The organism is Pseudomonas sp. LS-2, from assembly GCF_003605735.1.
In the GTDB taxonomy this organism is placed as follows: domain Bacteria; phylum Pseudomonadota; class Gammaproteobacteria; order Pseudomonadales; family Pseudomonadaceae; genus Aquipseudomonas.
Window position 1 is genome coordinate 470,772 of the sequence record NZ_QXTJ01000039.1, and the last position, 14,890, is coordinate 485,661.

General features: G+C 58.6%; 16 protein-coding genes and 2 tRNA genes. 15 read left to right on the forward strand and 3 right to left on the reverse strand.

What is annotated here, in order from left to right; genetic code table 11:
* The first annotated feature begins 388 nt into the window (after positions 1 to 388).
* The 6 genes from D3M70_RS23360 to D3M70_RS23385 all read left to right on the forward strand — a co-directional run bounded on the left by D3M70_RS23360 (position 389) and on the right by D3M70_RS23385 (position 5,757).
* The gene (locus D3M70_RS23360; RefSeq protein ID WP_120127982.1) at positions 389 to 2,617 is read left to right on the forward strand and encodes an AsmA family protein; all 2,229 of its coding nucleotides are present in this window, start codon (positions 389 to 391) and stop codon (positions 2,615 to 2,617) included.
* A 191-nt stretch (positions 2,618 to 2,808) separates the two neighbouring features.
* Positions 2,809 to 3,876 (forward strand): A/G-specific adenine glycosylase, encoded by a 1,068-nt coding sequence (gene mutY / locus D3M70_RS23365; protein WP_120128407.1) that lies wholly within the window; start codon positions 2,809 to 2,811, stop codon positions 3,874 to 3,876.
* The gene (locus tag D3M70_RS23370; RefSeq protein WP_120127983.1) at positions 3,873 to 4,145 is read left to right on the forward strand and encodes an oxidative damage protection protein; all 273 of its coding nucleotides are present in this window, start codon (positions 3,873 to 3,875) and stop codon (positions 4,143 to 4,145) included. The genes mutY and D3M70_RS23370 overlap by 4 nt, the downstream gene beginning before the upstream one ends.
* Before the next feature lie 102 nt (positions 4,146 to 4,247).
* A tRNA-Phe gene (locus tag D3M70_RS23375) sits at positions 4,248 to 4,323 on the forward strand.
* Positions 4,324 to 4,629: 306 nt separating this feature from the next.
* Positions 4,630 to 5,121 carry a hypothetical protein gene (locus D3M70_RS23380; RefSeq protein ID WP_081563985.1) on the forward strand — a complete coding sequence of 164 codons (492 nt, stop codon included), beginning with the start codon at positions 4,630 to 4,632 and terminating at the stop codon, positions 5,119 to 5,121.
* An 87-nt stretch (positions 5,122 to 5,208) separates the two neighbouring features.
* Positions 5,209 to 5,757, forward strand: coding sequence for a cytochrome b (locus D3M70_RS23385; RefSeq protein WP_177418466.1), 549 nt, complete (start codon positions 5,209 to 5,211; stop codon positions 5,755 to 5,757).
* Positions 5,758 to 5,764: 7 nt separating this feature from the next.
* On the opposite strand, the gene D3M70_RS23390 is transcribed toward D3M70_RS23385, so the two are convergent.
* From D3M70_RS23390 to gabP, 3 genes are all read right to left on the reverse strand, one after another.
* The gene (locus D3M70_RS23390; protein WP_120127984.1) at positions 5,765 to 6,109 is read right to left on the reverse strand and encodes a type II toxin-antitoxin system RelE/ParE family toxin; all 345 of its coding nucleotides are present in this window, start codon (positions 6,107 to 6,109) and stop codon (positions 5,765 to 5,767) included.
* Entirely contained in the window at positions 6,078 to 6,347 is a 270-nt protein-coding gene (locus tag D3M70_RS23395) for a type II toxin-antitoxin system Phd/YefM family antitoxin (protein WP_120127985.1), read from the reverse strand. Before D3M70_RS23395 ends, D3M70_RS23390 begins: the two co-directional genes overlap by 32 nt.
* 208 nt (positions 6,348 to 6,555) lie before the next feature.
* Positions 6,556 to 7,947 (reverse strand): GABA permease, encoded by a 1,392-nt coding sequence (gabP, locus tag D3M70_RS23400; RefSeq protein ID WP_120127986.1) that lies wholly within the window; start codon positions 7,945 to 7,947, stop codon positions 6,556 to 6,558.
* A 418-nt stretch (positions 7,948 to 8,365) separates the two neighbouring features.
* On the opposite strand from gabP, the gene D3M70_RS23405 reads away from it, so the two are divergent.
* From D3M70_RS23405 to D3M70_RS23445, 9 genes are all read left to right on the forward strand, one after another.
* Positions 8,366 to 9,139, forward strand: coding sequence for an ABC transporter ATP-binding protein (locus D3M70_RS23405; protein WP_120127987.1), 774 nt, complete (start codon positions 8,366 to 8,368; stop codon positions 9,137 to 9,139).
* 13 nt (positions 9,140 to 9,152) lie between these two features.
* Positions 9,153 to 9,917, forward strand: a complete 765-nt coding sequence (locus D3M70_RS23410; protein ID WP_120127988.1) for an ABC transporter substrate-binding protein — start codon at positions 9,153 to 9,155, stop codon at positions 9,915 to 9,917.
* Positions 9,918 to 9,984: 67 nt separating this feature from the next.
* On the forward strand, positions 9,985 to 10,680 hold the full coding sequence (locus D3M70_RS23415) for an ABC transporter permease (protein ID WP_120127989.1): 696 nt from the start codon (positions 9,985 to 9,987) through the stop codon (positions 10,678 to 10,680).
* Positions 10,677 to 11,366 carry an ABC transporter permease gene (locus D3M70_RS23420; protein WP_120127990.1) on the forward strand — a complete coding sequence of 230 codons (690 nt, stop codon included), beginning with the start codon at positions 10,677 to 10,679 and terminating at the stop codon, positions 11,364 to 11,366. The genes D3M70_RS23415 and D3M70_RS23420 overlap by 4 nt, the downstream gene beginning before the upstream one ends.
* Before the next feature lie 161 nt (positions 11,367 to 11,527).
* Positions 11,528 to 12,733 (forward strand): methyltransferase, encoded by a 1,206-nt coding sequence (locus D3M70_RS23425; protein ID WP_120127991.1) that lies wholly within the window; start codon positions 11,528 to 11,530, stop codon positions 12,731 to 12,733.
* Positions 12,734 to 13,028: 295 nt separating this feature from the next.
* A tRNA-Thr gene (locus D3M70_RS23430) sits at positions 13,029 to 13,104 on the forward strand.
* A gap of 268 nt (positions 13,105 to 13,372) precedes the next feature.
* A complete protein-coding gene (locus D3M70_RS33610; protein ID WP_256659957.1) occupies positions 13,373 to 13,519 on the forward strand; it encodes a colicin E3/pyocin S6 family cytotoxin in 147 nt (48 codons plus the stop codon).
* A 7-nt stretch (positions 13,520 to 13,526) separates the two neighbouring features.
* The gene (locus tag D3M70_RS23440; RefSeq protein WP_120127992.1) at positions 13,527 to 13,838 is read left to right on the forward strand and encodes a hypothetical protein; all 312 of its coding nucleotides are present in this window, start codon (positions 13,527 to 13,529) and stop codon (positions 13,836 to 13,838) included.
* A complete protein-coding gene (locus D3M70_RS23445; protein WP_256659958.1) occupies positions 13,838 to 14,767 on the forward strand; it encodes an ImmA/IrrE family metallo-endopeptidase in 930 nt (309 codons plus the stop codon). The genes D3M70_RS23440 and D3M70_RS23445 overlap by 1 nt, the downstream gene beginning before the upstream one ends.
* The last annotated feature ends 123 nt before the right edge of the window (positions 14,768 to 14,890 follow it).

A 14,890-nucleotide genomic window follows, 5' to 3' on the forward strand; every position in this document is an offset into this window, starting at 1 on the left:
TTTTTGCCCCCATTTATAGTTGTGTCTCGCAAGAACAGCGACATCGCTTCCGCCACTCCTCTTCATGCACGCAAGCATCGGGAGTTTTTATCGGCAGAAAGTCTCGTTACGTGACAATTCGACGCAGCATGACCCGCGAAGCGCGCAAGATTACCATTTGCTGCGTGACAGAAAGCATTCTGCTACTACCTTTTTTATGCCGTATGTCATTGTGTGAGTCTGCGGAGTCATCTGCAGGCGCACACCGGAATGACCGCAATTTCCCGCCGTCCCGGATTTTGCGTACATTCATCGACTACCGCCCAAGGCCGATCACGGCACGGCGTCTGCGTGAGAACGCTATACTCGCGGGCTAAATTTTGAACGACTCGATTACAAGGACTCGCCCATGAAAGCGTTCGGCAAAATCCTGGGACTATTCATTCTCGGGCTGTTGCTGATCATCGTGGCTCTCGGCTTCGCCCTGACCCATCTGTTTGATCCCAACGACTACAAAGACGAGATTCGTAAACTGGTCCGTGACCGGGCCCACGTCGAACTGACCCTCAATGGGGATATCGGCTGGAGCCTGTTCCCTTGGCTGGGGCTGGAGCTGCATGACGCCAGTGTCGCGACCCTGACCGAGCCGACCAAGCCGTTCGCGGACCTGCAGATGCTCGGCCTTTCGGTGCGCGTGCTGCCGCTGCTGCGCAAGGAAGTGCAGATGAGCGACGTCCGCGTCGAGGGCCTGAACCTGATGCTGACCCGTGACGAAAACGGGCATGGCAACTGGGAAGACATCGGTAAGGCACCGGCGACGGCAGCCAATCCTGCACAGCCACCCGCCGCCGGCGAATCCAGGCCGGAAACGAATGCAGCGGCCCCGGACCGGGCCTGGCAGCCGCTCAAGCTGGACATCGACAGCCTGACCGTGAACAACGCCCGAGTCGAGTTCAACGATATTCAGAAAGCCCGGCAATTCACCGCCGAGAGCATTCAGCTGAGCACCGGCCCGGTGCACAACGCCACCGACATTCCGGTGAAGCTCACTGCCTTCCTGAGCACCAACCAGCCCGTGATCCGCACCAAGACCGAATTGACCGGCAAGCTGCGCTTCGACCGCGCGCTCAAGCGTTATCAGCTCGACGACATGCGCTTCTCGGGCGAGGCGGCGGGCGACCCGCTGCAAGGCAAGACGGTGACCTTCTCCGCTCAGGGCCAACTGCTCGCGGATATGTCGGCCAACGTCGCCGAATGGACCAATCTCAAGTTGTCGGCCAATCAGCTGCGTGCTCTGGGTGAGTTGCACGTCCGCGATCTGGACAAGACCCCGCAATTGAGCGGCGGGCTGTCCATCGCCTCGTTCAACCTGCGCGAATTCCTCGACAGCATTGGCCAGCCCGCGCCCACCCTTGGCGACGGCAGCCTGAACAAGTTCGAAATGGTCACCCGCCTCGCCGCAACGCCAACCAGCGTGTCGATGGATGACCTGACGCTGAAACTCGACGACAGCACCATCACCGGCCGCGTAGCCGTCGAAGACTTCGCCAAACAGTCGCTGCGCCTGCAACTCAAGGCAGACACGTTCAACGCCGACCGCTATCGTCCGCCGCAGGACGAGAAGGCCAAGGCTGCCGGAGCTGCGCGCAAATCCGAAGTGCAGAGCGGCGAAGCCGAGGCCCTGGCTGCATCGGGCACTAGCCCGCTGCCGAACCAGCCAACGCAAGTGGCCTGGAGCGATGCGCGTCTGCTGCCGCTCGAGCGCATGCGCAAGCTCGACGTCGATGCCGATCTGAGCTTCGGCAAGCTGACCGTGGAAAAACTGCCGATCCAGAATGCTGCCTTGAAAACCTCGGCGCTGGATGGCGTGGTCAGGGTCGACAGTCTGCGTGGCGACCTCTACAACGGTAATTTCGAAGTCAAAGGCAACCTGGATGTGCGTCCGGAAGTGCCGCTTGCCAGCGTACAGACTCATATCGTCAAAGTGCCGGTCGAGCACTTCATTCAAAGTCAGGGCACCACACCGCCGCTGCGTGGCCTGCTGAATCTGAACAGCGACGTCACGGCCAAGGGCAACAGCGAGAAGGCGCTGGTCGAAAGCCTCAACGGCACCGCCAGCTTCGCGCTGAACGACGGTGTTCTGGTCAACGCCAACCTCGAGCAGCAGCTGTGCCGTGGCATTTCGGTGCTGAACCGCAAGACGCTGAGCGGCGAGCCTCGCGGCAAGGACACACCGTTCCAGCAACTCAACGGCAATCTGGTCTTTCGCAACGGCGTGGCCAGCAACCCGGATCTGAAAGTCCGCACGCCCGGCCTGACCGTCAATGGCGATGGCGACATCGACCTGCGCGTGATGGGCATGAATTATCGCGTCGGCGTGATCATCGAAGGCGACAAGAGCGATATGCCGGACCCGGCCTGTGAAGTGAATCCGCGCTTCGTCGGTGTCGAATGGCCGATCCTGTGCCGTGGCCCGCTGGAACTGGGCGCCAAAGCCTGCCGCCTGGACAATGAGGGGCTGGGCAAGGTCGCCGCCAAGATGGCGGGAGATCGAATCGGCGACAAGATCGACGACAAACTCGGGGACAAGGTCAGTCCCGAGCTCAAGGATGCCATCAAGGGATTGTTCAAGCGCTGATGCACCCCTATTCAGGTCGACCTGCCAACCCGGCTGATGCGACCTGATTTTGATAGCGACCTGTAGCAGTCCGGCTTGCCGGCGGTGACGATTTCAAATGCGCCACCGCCGGCAAGCCGGACTGCTACGGGTCATCGATGGGGCGCAACGATCAACAGACCTCAACCTTTTCCCTGAACACCGGAACCACGATGCAACCCGAGCAGTTCTCCTCCGCCGTCCTCGACTGGTACGACCGTCACGGCCGGCACGATCTCCCTTGGCAACACGACATCACCCCCTACCGCGTCTGGGTGTCGGAAATCATGCTGCAGCAAACCCAGGTCAGCACCGTGCTGGGTTACTTCGACCGTTTCATGGAGGCCTTGCCCACCGTTCAGGCGCTGGCCGATGCCCCGGAAGACGAAGTGCTGCACCTGTGGACCGGGCTGGGCTACTACACCCGCGCGCGCAACCTGCAGAAAGCCGCGAAGATCGTCGTTGCCGAACACGGCGGCGAGTTTCCCCGAGACGTGGAAAAACTCACCGAACTGCCAGGCATCGGCCTCTCCACCGCTGGCGCGATCGCCAGTATCAGCATGGGCATCCGCGCGCCGATCCTCGATGGCAACGTCAAACGCGTTCTGGCGCGCTTTACGGCTCAGGAGGGCTATCCGGGAGAGCCCAGGGTCGCCAAACAGATGTGGGCGACCGCAGAGCGCTTCACGCCACACAGCCGGGTCAATCACTACACTCAAGCGATGATGGATCTGGGCGCCACGCTTTGCACCCGGAGCAAACCCAGCTGCCTGCTGTGCCCGCTGGAACGCAGCTGCGAAGCCCACATGCTCGGCCTGGAAACCCGCTACCCGGTCCCCAAGCCGCGCAAGGCCGTGCCGCAAAAGCGCACACTTATGCCGATCTTCGCCAATGGCCAGGGCGAGATTCTGCTTTATCGCAGGCCTTCGACCGGCTTGTGGGGCGGCCTTTGGAGCCTGCCGGAACTGGACGACTTCAGCGACATGCAGCATCTGGCCGATCAGCACGCGCTGGAGCTGGGCAAACATCACGCACTGCCAGGGCTGATCCACACCTTCAGCCACTTCCAGCTGACCATCGAGCCCTGGCTGGTCCGGGTCGAGGAGTCCGCCCACCACGTGGCCGAGGATGACTGGCTCTGGTATAACCTCGCCACCCCGCCGCGCCTGGGCCTCGCCGCCCCGGTGAAAAAGCTGCTGAAAAACGCAGCCGACGTATTGAACGCAGGAGAGTCGTCATGACCCGCACCGTAATGTGCCGCAAGTACAAAGAAGAACTGCCAGGCCTGGACCGTCCGCCGTATCCAGGTGCCAAGGGCGAAGACATCTACAACCACGTCTCTCAGAAAGCTTGGGCCGACTGGCAGAAACACCAGACCCTGCTGATCAACGAACGTCGCCTGAACATGATGAACGCCGAGGACCGCAAGTTCCTGCAGGCCGAGATGGACAAGTACCTCTCGGGCGAGGAGTACGCCAAGGCCGAAGGCTACGTTCCGCCGTCCGAATAACCCTTTGCAGACGGTGTTAATCGTAAGCGGAGGAAATAATTCAAATTTTTTTCAACATCACGCTTGACGACCTCCTGAAAAAAACGTCTAATGCGCCCCGTTGCCCAGATAGCTCAGTCGGTAGAGCAGGGGATTGAAAATCCCCGTGTCGGCGGTTCGATTCCGTCTCTGGGCACCAAATACCGAAAAAACCCTGCATCGAAAGATGCAGGGGTTTTTTATTGGGCGCGATTTACTAACGTCAGTGGCCAGACTCACTTTCAGGAGAAGCGCCATGGCATCAGCGAACAAACAACAGAAGCGTGCCAAGCGCGCAAAGAGCAAAGCCAAAGAGAGTCGTGTTGCTCGACACAATCCTCAGACGCCCAATCCGATCGTTCCAGATTACTAAGAAACCCGGCGAACCTACGCAAGACTGAATACAATATGCGCCCGACAATCCCGGGCCATGAAAATGGCTGCACCGCATAAGGAAACCGCCGTCATGGCTTCCCCAGACAAACAGCAGAAACGTGCCCAGCGGGCCAAAGCCAAGGCCAAGCAGAACCGTTCCGGCAAGGGCAAGCCAAGTCCGGTGCATCCGGTGCTCAACCATGCACTCGTCAATGAGCCGTTCGATGACGTCTATCTCGATCTGAGCAAATTCGACTTCAACGACATCATGGAAAACGGCTTCGAGCCCGCCGATTACGACGACCTCTTCCAGGCAATGCAAAAAGCCGAAGCCATCAGCCTGTTGGCCATGTGCGTCGTCTTCCTGCAATACCCGGTACTGGAGCTGGTGATTGCCGAGGAAGAGGAAGACCCGGCCACGGACTTCCTGATGGCCTTGCTGATCGTTTACCGCGGGATCTTCCATGACGAAGAGGAGGAGGTGACCGTCGAGTGGCTGGGCAGCGACGAATTCCAGGACGCCTACAACGAAGCGTCGGACATCCTTCAGCGCAAGAACGCGCGGGATGCTGGGCGCCGTTAACAGATTTTGATTTGCATGACACCGGTCAAGACGGTAGCTTTGCGCCATTACGAGAATGCAACTTCTTCTCAATAAGGGCTGGCCGTTTTGACACACCTTCATTCCCCTTCATCCGCAGCTATTGAGGGTGAAGCGAACGTTTACTCCAAACCGCGAATTCTCCTGCACTGGCTGTCCGCGGCGGTCATCCTCTGGGCCACTTTCAGCGGTTTCGGCGTGGCGCTGCTGGATGCGAATCATCCGTTCAGGCAATGGGTCGAGTCATTCAATCCACAAATCACCAGCCTGTTCATCCCGTTCTTCGCCTGGCGCCTTTGGCTGGCGATCAAAGCGGCGCCACACCTTCGCCACAACACTCAGGAACGGCTTGCCAGCGCGGCACACATGGCCCTTTACGCAGCGATTTCAGGTGTGTTGATCACAGGCATACTGATGATGACCCACCCCGTTACGCTAATCGCGCTCATAACGCTGCCACAGCTGATTCACTCGAATGTCGCGCTGCTGGGGTTACATCAATTGCATCACGTCTTGTGCGCGGTTCTGGCGGGATTGGTAGCGCTGCATCTTGCGGCAGTGGTGATGCATCAAGTGCGGGGGAAGTCGGTGCTGGGGCGGATGCTTCCGAATGGGTGACTGCCGTCTAACGACGTACGAGCTGACGTTTGGCTGCCTCATAGACAGCCCCATCGTCGCGACGCCCCACCGCTATCACCGACACCACCAATCGATTGTCGATGACCTCGTAAACCAACCGCACACCGGATGCCCGCAGCTTCAGCTTGTAGCAATCGGACAGCCCACGTAGCTTGTCAGCCTGCACCCTCGGCGCGGCTAGCCTGGTGCGCAGTTTCTTTAACAGCTGGAGCTGAACAACCTTGTCCAGCCGATCAAACTCCTTTTTCGCCAGAATCATGAACTCAACGCTGTAGGCGTCGACTCCGCGGGATACAGGCTCAGCGTTTTTCCGCCTCTGCGATGAGGTCATCAATGTCCACCTTAACTGTGCGACCACCGCGCCGCGCTTTGACGATTCGGGCAAGCTCCGCGTCATCCAACATATCCAGAAGTTCCTCGTATCGCTCGGGCGACAAGATGTAGAAGGCTGGCTCGTTGCGGTTGAGGATAACCATCGGGTCGCCATTGCTTTCGCGAAATGTCCCCATGGGATCCTTTTTCAAATCAGTCACTGAAGCAGCGACCTCGGCCAACAGTGCATATGCCATCGATTTACGCTCCCACCCATTTCACGCTCAGTCATTTGGAAACCCTTCAACAGAAATCAACCGTCGAATGATGCCAAAAAGAATACTCTCAAAAGCATATATAAATATGCTACTTGATAGATCAAGAAATGCGCGCAAAAAAAAACGGCCCCCATCATTCCTGATGGCAGCCGCTTTATCCCGCCAGCAACGCCAGCTCAACCACTCATCAATTCAATACAACCTTCCCCGCCTTACCCGCCTTGCGGCGATTCGACACGATCAATCCCGCAGCGACCACGAGGATGCTCAGCAGGCCCGTGGCGATGATCTCCATGCGGTGGCCTTCCTGGAACAGCATGATCGTCAGCACGGCAACGATGAACACGATCACAGCCCAGGTCAGGCCCGGGAACAGCCACATGCGGAAGTCGATAGGCTCACCGGCGGACTCACGCTTGCGGCGCATCCGCAGTTGCGATACGGCGATGACCAGGTACACCAGCAAAGCGATGGCACCGGAGCTGGCGAGCAGGAAATCGAACACCGCAGCAGGCGCGACGTAGTTGGCGAATACCGCAGCAAAGGCCGCAGCGGTGGACAGCAATACCGCCCAGTATGGAGTGCCTGCCTTGGTAGTGCGTTGCGAGACGGCAGGCGCATCACCACGCTTGCCAAGGGAGAACAGCATGCGCGAAGCGGTGTACAGCGCCGAGTTCAGGCAACTGGTGACAGCGACCAGCACGACCAGATCGACGATCAGCTTGGCGTTCGGAATGCCCATCAGGTCGAGCACTGTCTGGTACGAGCCGACTTCCGCCAGACGGCTGTCATTCCACGGCACCAGCGCCACGACCAGAAAGATCGACACCAGATAGAACAGGCAGATCCGCCAGATCACCGAGTTGGTGGCCTTGGTGATTTGCTGGCCCGGGTTCTTGGATTCCGCCGCTGCGATGGTGACGATTTCAGTGCCCATGAACGAGAACATGGTGGTCAGCATCGCTGCCAGTACCGCGCCCATGCCGTTTGGCAGGAAGCCCTGAGTGTCATACAGATGGCTGACGCCGCTGACCTGGCTGTTCGGCAACAGACCGAACACCGCTGCGATCCCAAGGATGACAAAACCAATGATCGCCAACACCTTGATCAACGCGAACCAGAACTCGAACTCGCCGTAGTTCTTCACGCTGAACAGGTTGGTCGCGGTCAGCAGCAAGGTGATGACCAGCGTGAATGCCCAGATGGCGATATTCGGAAACCACGCATGCAGAATGGTCGCGGCGGCATTGGCCTCCAGTGGAATCACCAACACCCAGAACCACCAGTACAGCCAACCGATGGTGAAACCCGCCCAGTGACCGATTGCACGGTCAGCGTAGGTCGAGAAAGACCCGGTATCCGGGGACGCAACGGCCATCTCGGCCAGCATGCGCATCACCAGAACCACCAGCGTACCGGCCGCGGCGTAAGCCAGCAGCACGGCCGGACCGGCTTCGGCGATGGCGTGGCCGGAGCCTACGAACAGGCCCGCGCCAATCACACCGGCAATCGACAACATGGTGATGTGCCGCGATTTGAGGCCCTGATCGAGGTTTGAAGAGTTTGGGGTAGTGCTCATGTAAGCAACCTTTAGGATTTGATACGGATCAGAGCGTTTGCGAGCTTCGTAAAAAGATCGCAACGCCTCTGTTATTTATTTTTTACGCAAGAACTACGCCAAAATATTTCAAAAACGACGTCGTGCGTGGATACGCCTGCTACAGAGGCTTTTGGTAACTCTCTGAGACAAATAGCTTTTAGCCAGCCATGCGGGAAACTGTTACCGAGTGCAACAGCATAGAGATGTTTGCATGCACCGAAAATACACAGGCGCGACTGATAGGCACCAAATAAGCGCACAGATTCGACCTTTGATCGCATCGATGGCCGAAACACCCTTCCCCACGGCGTTTAAAGCTGGCACCATCGCGCCCTTTTTGCGCAAGGCGAGCTCGATTGCCGTCCGCGACCAGCACACGTACACATGAGGACCGCACATGGCCGAGGCCACGCCCGCCCTGGAAATCCGCAATCTGCACAAACGCTACGGCCAGCTGGAGGTGCTCAAGGGCATCTCGCTGACCGCACGCGACGGCGACGTGATTTCGATTCTGGGTTCATCCGGCTCCGGCAAGTCCACGCTGCTGCGCTGCATCAATCTGCTGGAAAACCCGCATCAGGGGCAGGTTCTGGTGGCGGGCGAAGAACTCAAGCTAAAAGCCACCCGCAAGGGCGAACTGATTGCCGCTGACAACCGTCAGATCAACCGGCTGCGCAGCGAGATCGGCTTCGTCTTCCAGAACTTCAATCTCTGGCCGCACATGAGTGTGCTCGATAACATCATCGAGGCACCGCGCCGCGTCTTGGGTCAAAGCAAGGCCGAAGCCACAGAAGTTGCCGAAGCGCTGCTGGCCAAGGTCGGGATCGCCGACAAACGCCACGTGTATCCTGCGCAACTGTCCGGGGGCCAGCAGCAGCGCGCAGCCATCGCACGAACACTGGCAATGCAGCCTAAAGTGATCCTGTTCGACGAGCCGACTTCCGCGCTGGACCCCGAGATGGTGCAAGAAGTGCTTAATGTGATTCGTGGCCTGGCCGAAGAAGGCCGGACCATGTTGATGGTGACCCACGAAATGAATTTCGCCCGGCAGGTGTCCAGTGAAGTGGTCTTCCTGCATCAAGGGCTGGTAGAAGAACAAGGATCGCCGCAGCAGGTCTTCGATGACCCGCGGTCGGCGCGCTGCAAACAATTCATGTCCAGCAATCGCTAACGGAGCAACACCGATGCAGACCCTGAAAAAACTCTTGCTGGCTGCTGTCGCCACCTTGGCCGTAACCAGCAGTGCTTTTGCTGCCGACACCCTGAAAATGGGCATCGAAGGCGCCTACCCGCCGTTCAACAACAAGGATGCCAGCGGCCAGGTCGTAGGGTTCGACGTTGAAATCGGCAACGCCCTCTGCGCGAAGATGAAGGTCACCTGCGAAGTCGTGACCTCTGACTGGGACGGCATCATTCCCGCCCTGAACGCGCAGAAGTTCGACTTCCTCATCTCGTCGATGTCCATCACCGACGAGCGCAAACAGGCCGTTGACTTCACCAACCCGTACTACTCGAACAAGCTGCAGTTCATTGCGCCAAAAGCGACCAATCTGGGTGCCGACAACGCGGCCATCAAGGAAGCGCTGAAGGGCAAGGTGGTGGGCGCACAGCGTGCCACCCTGTCCGGGACCTGGCTGGAAGACAACTGGGGCGACGACGTCACCGTCAAACTGTATGACTCTCAGGAAAACGCTTTCCTGGACCTGACTTCAGGCCGTCTGGACGCCGTACTGGGCGACAAATACGCCAGCTATGAATGGCTCAAAAGCGATGCCGGCAAGAACTACGAGTTCAAAGGCGCGCCGATGTTCGAAGACGACAAGATCGGCATCGCCCTGCGCAAAGGCGACCCGCTGCGCGAGAAGCTCAATGCCGCGCTGAAGGAAATCATCGAAGACGGCACCTACAAGAAGATCAATGACAAGTACTTCCCGTTCAGCATCCTCTGATCTACCCGAATGGCGCCGCTGCTTGTGTGATCGAGCAGCGGCGCTCTTCATTTAATCAAGCAAAGCCATGAACCTCGATCTCCATGGATTCGGCCCGGCCCTCGCTGCCGGTGTGCTGATGACCATCCAACTCGCGCTGTCTGCCCTCTGCCTGGGTCTGGTCCTGGGTCTGCTGGGCGCATTGGCGAAAACCTCGCCGAACCGCGTCTTGCAATGGCTGGGCGGCACCTATTCGACCCTGGTGCGCGGCATTCCGGAACTGCTCTGGGTGTTGCTGATTTACTTCGGCACGGTCAACGCCATGCGCGCCCTCGGCCAGTTGTTCGATATCCCGAACCTGTCTCTGAGCGCCTTCGCGGCGGGCGTCATCGCGCTCGGCCTGTGTTTTGGCGCGTACGCCACGGAAGCGTTTCGCGGCGCCATGCTGTCGATCCCCAAGGGCCATCGCGAAGCCGGTCTGGCGCTGGGCATGTCGCGCTCGCGGATCTTCATCAAGCTGGTCATGCCGCAGATGTGGCGCATTGCGCTGCCGGGCCTGGGCAACCTGTTCATGATCCTCATGAAAGACACCGCGCTGGTTTCTGTCATTGGTCTTGAAGAAGTCATGCGCCACGCGCAGATCGCCGTCACCGCCACCAAACAGCCGTTCACCTTTTATATGGTCGCTGCCTTGATGTATCTGACAATGACCGCACTGTCGATGGTCGGCCTGGCCTGGCTGGAAAAACGCGCATCGGCTGGATTCGTGAGGAGCGCATCATGACGTGGGAATTCGCCCTCAAATGGCTGCCGAAACTGCTGCAGGGCGCGACCCTGACGCTGGAGCTGGTCGCCATCGCCGTTGTCGCCGGATTGATCCTGGCAATCCCCATGGGCATCGCCCGCGCCTCACGTAATGCCTACGTGCGCGCCCTGCCCTACGCCTACATCTTCTTCTTTCGCGGCACGCCGCTGCTGGTTCAACTGTTCGTGGTCTATTACGGGCTCGCGCAGTTCGAAGCCGTGACCAAAGGGCCGCTGTGGCCTTACCTGCGCGATCCATTCTTCTGCGCCGCGCTGACCATGACGCTGCACACCACGGCCTACATCGCTGAAATCCTGCGCGGCGCGATTCAGGCCGTGCCACCGGGCGAAATCGAAGCCGCCCGCGCGCTCGGCATGTCCAGAGGCAAGGCGATGTTCTATATCATCCTGCCCCGCGCCGCCCGCATCGGCCTGCCCGCCTACAGCAACGAAGTCATCCTGATGCTCAAGGCCAGCGCCCTCGCCAGCACCGTTACGCTGCTGGACATCACCGGCATGGCCCGCACCATCAACGCCCGCACCTACATGCCGGAGCAGAGCTTCTTTCTCGCGGGCCTGATCTATCTGGTGATGTCGTTCGCGCTCATACAGGGCTTCAAACTGCTGGAACGGTATCTGCGGGTGGATGCCAGCCAAGGCCGATAAGATCCCTCTGTAGCAGCACCGCTTGCCAGCGGCCACTGCTTTGAAGGCACCACCGCCGGCAAGCGGGACTGCTACAGGAAATCGCTGAAAACGGTGTAGGAGTGAGCTTGCTCGCGATTCGCCGTATGCTGCACCGCATATCCCGACCGTTGTAACCCTCGATGCCTCTGCATACCGCCGACCTCAAATCCCGCTTCCACGCGCTCGACGCCTTCCTGCTCGGGCATCAAAACCTATGGCGGCCAAAACCCTTCACCCATCGCCATCTGCCATGGGAAGCGCAACACCCCGAGCTGTCCACATGGCTGCGCCAGCGCTCCCTTGAACAAGCCGAAGCCGCTCATAACCACCCCGAAGAGCTCGACGCCCCCGCCCCGTTCAATCTGATCGCAGCGCAGTCCAAAGCCCTGAGCGACATCGACGCCCTGCCCCGCATAGAACTGGACCGCGTGTCATCGCGCATGAGCGTCGACGTTCCCGGCCGCAAATGGCAACAGATCGAAGCCTTCGCCAGCAGCCTGAGTTTTCAACACAGGCCGACCCACTGGCTCGACTGGTGCTCCGGCAAAGGCCACCTCGGCAGACGCCTTGCTCACCAAGGCCAGGCACTCACCTACCTCGAATACGACCCCAAACTCGTCGAAGCCGGCCAACAACTGAGCGCCAAACTCCACATCACAGCCGACCACGTCCAGCAAGACGTCATGGCCGCCGACGCCCAAAGGCAATTACAGGCCAACCACACCCCCATCGCCCTCCATGCCTGCGGCGACCTCCACGTGCGCCTCATGCAACTCGCCAGCGACGCCCACTGCCAACGCATGGCCATCGCGCCATGCTGCTACAACCGCATCGCCAGCGACCATTACCAGGCGCTGTCCACCGAAGGCCAAGCCTCCGCACTCGAACTCTCCCTGGACGACCTCGGCCTGCCCCTCAGCGAAACCGTCACCGCAGGCTCCCGAGTCCGCCGCCAGCGCGACACCTCCATGGCCCGACGCCTGGCCTTCGACCTCATGCAACGCGAGCTGAGAGGCATCGACGACTACCTGCCAACGCCATCACTGCCCAGCGCCTGGCTCGACAAACCCTTCGCCGACTACTGCCGCGACCTCGCCGAACTCAAACAACTGCCCCCACCCGACAAACAAAACTGGACCGTTCTCGAAACGGCGGGATGGCAACGCCTGGCCGAAGTGCGCAACCTCGAACTGCTCCGAAACCTCTACCGCCGCCCCCTCGAACTGTGGCTAATCCTCGACCGCGCTCTTTACCTGCAACAGCGCAATTACCACGTCCGCGTCGGTACCTTCTGCGACAGCCACCTCACGCCTAGAAATCTGCTCATCCTCGCCGAGCGCAACTGACCCACTCCGAGCGTACTGCCCTGTGGATAACTCTGTTGACTAAATTCCCACGAACACACAGAAACCCTGATCCGCAAACGATTTCACGAATTGGTCATTTTTTAAACAGGTGTTAAATTTTCGACAAATCAGTAGCTTGCGAACGAATGAGAACGGTTCTACAAAATCGCCTTTGATCGCCGTGCTTTCGGAGCGATTGTGAATAACGGTAATCACCTTCGGACATAAGCCCCGTAAAAAAACTGAAATTAGGGCTTTACTCGACAACTCAAATCCCTATAATCAGCGCCCACACGCCGGTATAGCTCAGTTGGTAGAGCAACTGACTTGTAATCAGTAGGTCCCGGGTTCGACTCCTGGTGCCGGCACCATAGATTTAGCGAAAAAGGCTCACCGAAAGGTGGGCCTTTTTTGTTTTGGGCTGCAATTCGCTTCGTCACTTCCTGATAAGAAAACCTCACACCATCCGCAAGCCTGGAAAAAATGCCCGAGTTATAGTGCGACCCTCAGCGGCGCCGACAGCGACCCAAGGAAGGAAAGGAAGTGTGAATGGGTGGTAAGCAGAGGCCTGATCCTTCAATTATCAGCGGGTTTCGGGTTGCATACGTGGAAGGTGGTCGCTAGTACTACTTTGATTCAGTGGAGCAGCGCTACTATTCATGGGACTCGCTTCATGGTGAGTTCGAAGTATTTGACCGGCGTGGTTTCCATTTGGGCTCGGTCTGGCCGGAAACCGGCGTAGCCCTGAAGCCTCCCGTCCGCGGACGACGGATCAAAACGAACTGAGGTCCATATGCGATTTATTGAAGCCTGCCTGAAGGGCGACGTTCTCGAGGAAGAGATCGATCAATTCGTTGAGGCGTGGCACGAAGGCCGCGAGGGTAAAGACCTCGAACTGCACGAATTCCTCGGCATGGAGTGGCGTGAGTATCAACTGTGGTCGACATCCCCATCAGTGCTGCCTTTCATTTTGACCGCGCATAAATACGGCACCAGCCTGGACGCGGAACTCAATCGAAACCGGGCGGCAATGGCAGCACGGGCGCCGTCAGTAGCGGAAGCTGAGAAAGTAGAAGCCTGGCTGCGCAGCATGAGTAAGATCTAGTGAGTCCTGAGGAAAAAATGGCTAACCGAGTATTAGCCATTCATAAAGTCACGCCCCCTTGTGACCTTGATCATCTCGCCGTGCATTACGGCGACCTGGAATATCACGCATTCCCCTTCGCCGTGGACGGTATCACGATAGGCGTTGGTGGAGGCGCGCGCCCGAAGATTCTGATCAACTCAACGATTCCGCTCACAAGGCGCAAATTCACGCTGGCCCATGAGATTGGCCATATCGTCATCCCTTGGCACACTGGAACAATCGTTTCCCACATTGATCCAGACGGTGTAGATGTCGCTTACCGGGAAATGGAGGCCGAAGCCAACAGATTTGCGGCCGAGCTCCTTATGCCAACCACGTGGCTCATCAAAGAATTTGGACACGCTGGGTCTGTTCAACAATACTTCCGCTCGGTGCTCGCCAAGGTCGGCACATCCAAAGAGGCGACCTTCTACAAGATATTTCGCGATCTGCCCTGCCCGCTCATCTGCGTGCAGGTCGACCATGCTTCCCGCGTCTTGAATTCACAACGGTCAACCTCCGCACCTTATCCACCAGATCGAGACGAATTTATTGGCCCCGAGACCTTCAAAAGCGAGCACCGCTTCGAGAGTTTCGAATTAGACGGCCAACGCTACTGCAGTTGGGTGTTTATCGGACGAGAGATAGAAGAACTCGACCATCGACCTTGGCGGGAAGTCTATTCGCAAATCCTCGACGACACCGGCATGAAGGCATCGCTCCAAAGCATCAGCGCAATCCTCGCTGCCGCTTTTCACAAAAGCAAATCACAGACCGAAGCTGAGATATGCGGAGCGATCATTCGCACGTTCGACGATCGCGAAGGTTATCAGGCGGTTCGCCAACACCCACTGTTCGAACAATATGTGATCAAGCGCGTCAAGGAGTTGAGGCTGAGAGTCCGATAGCGATTGTCGTCAAAGGAGCACCCTCCCCTGCCCACGCCTGATTACACACCTGAGGTCTAGCAGCACCGTCTGCCGACGGTAGCTGTAATCAGGTCATCGCGGTGGATTAACGCGGGTAAAGCC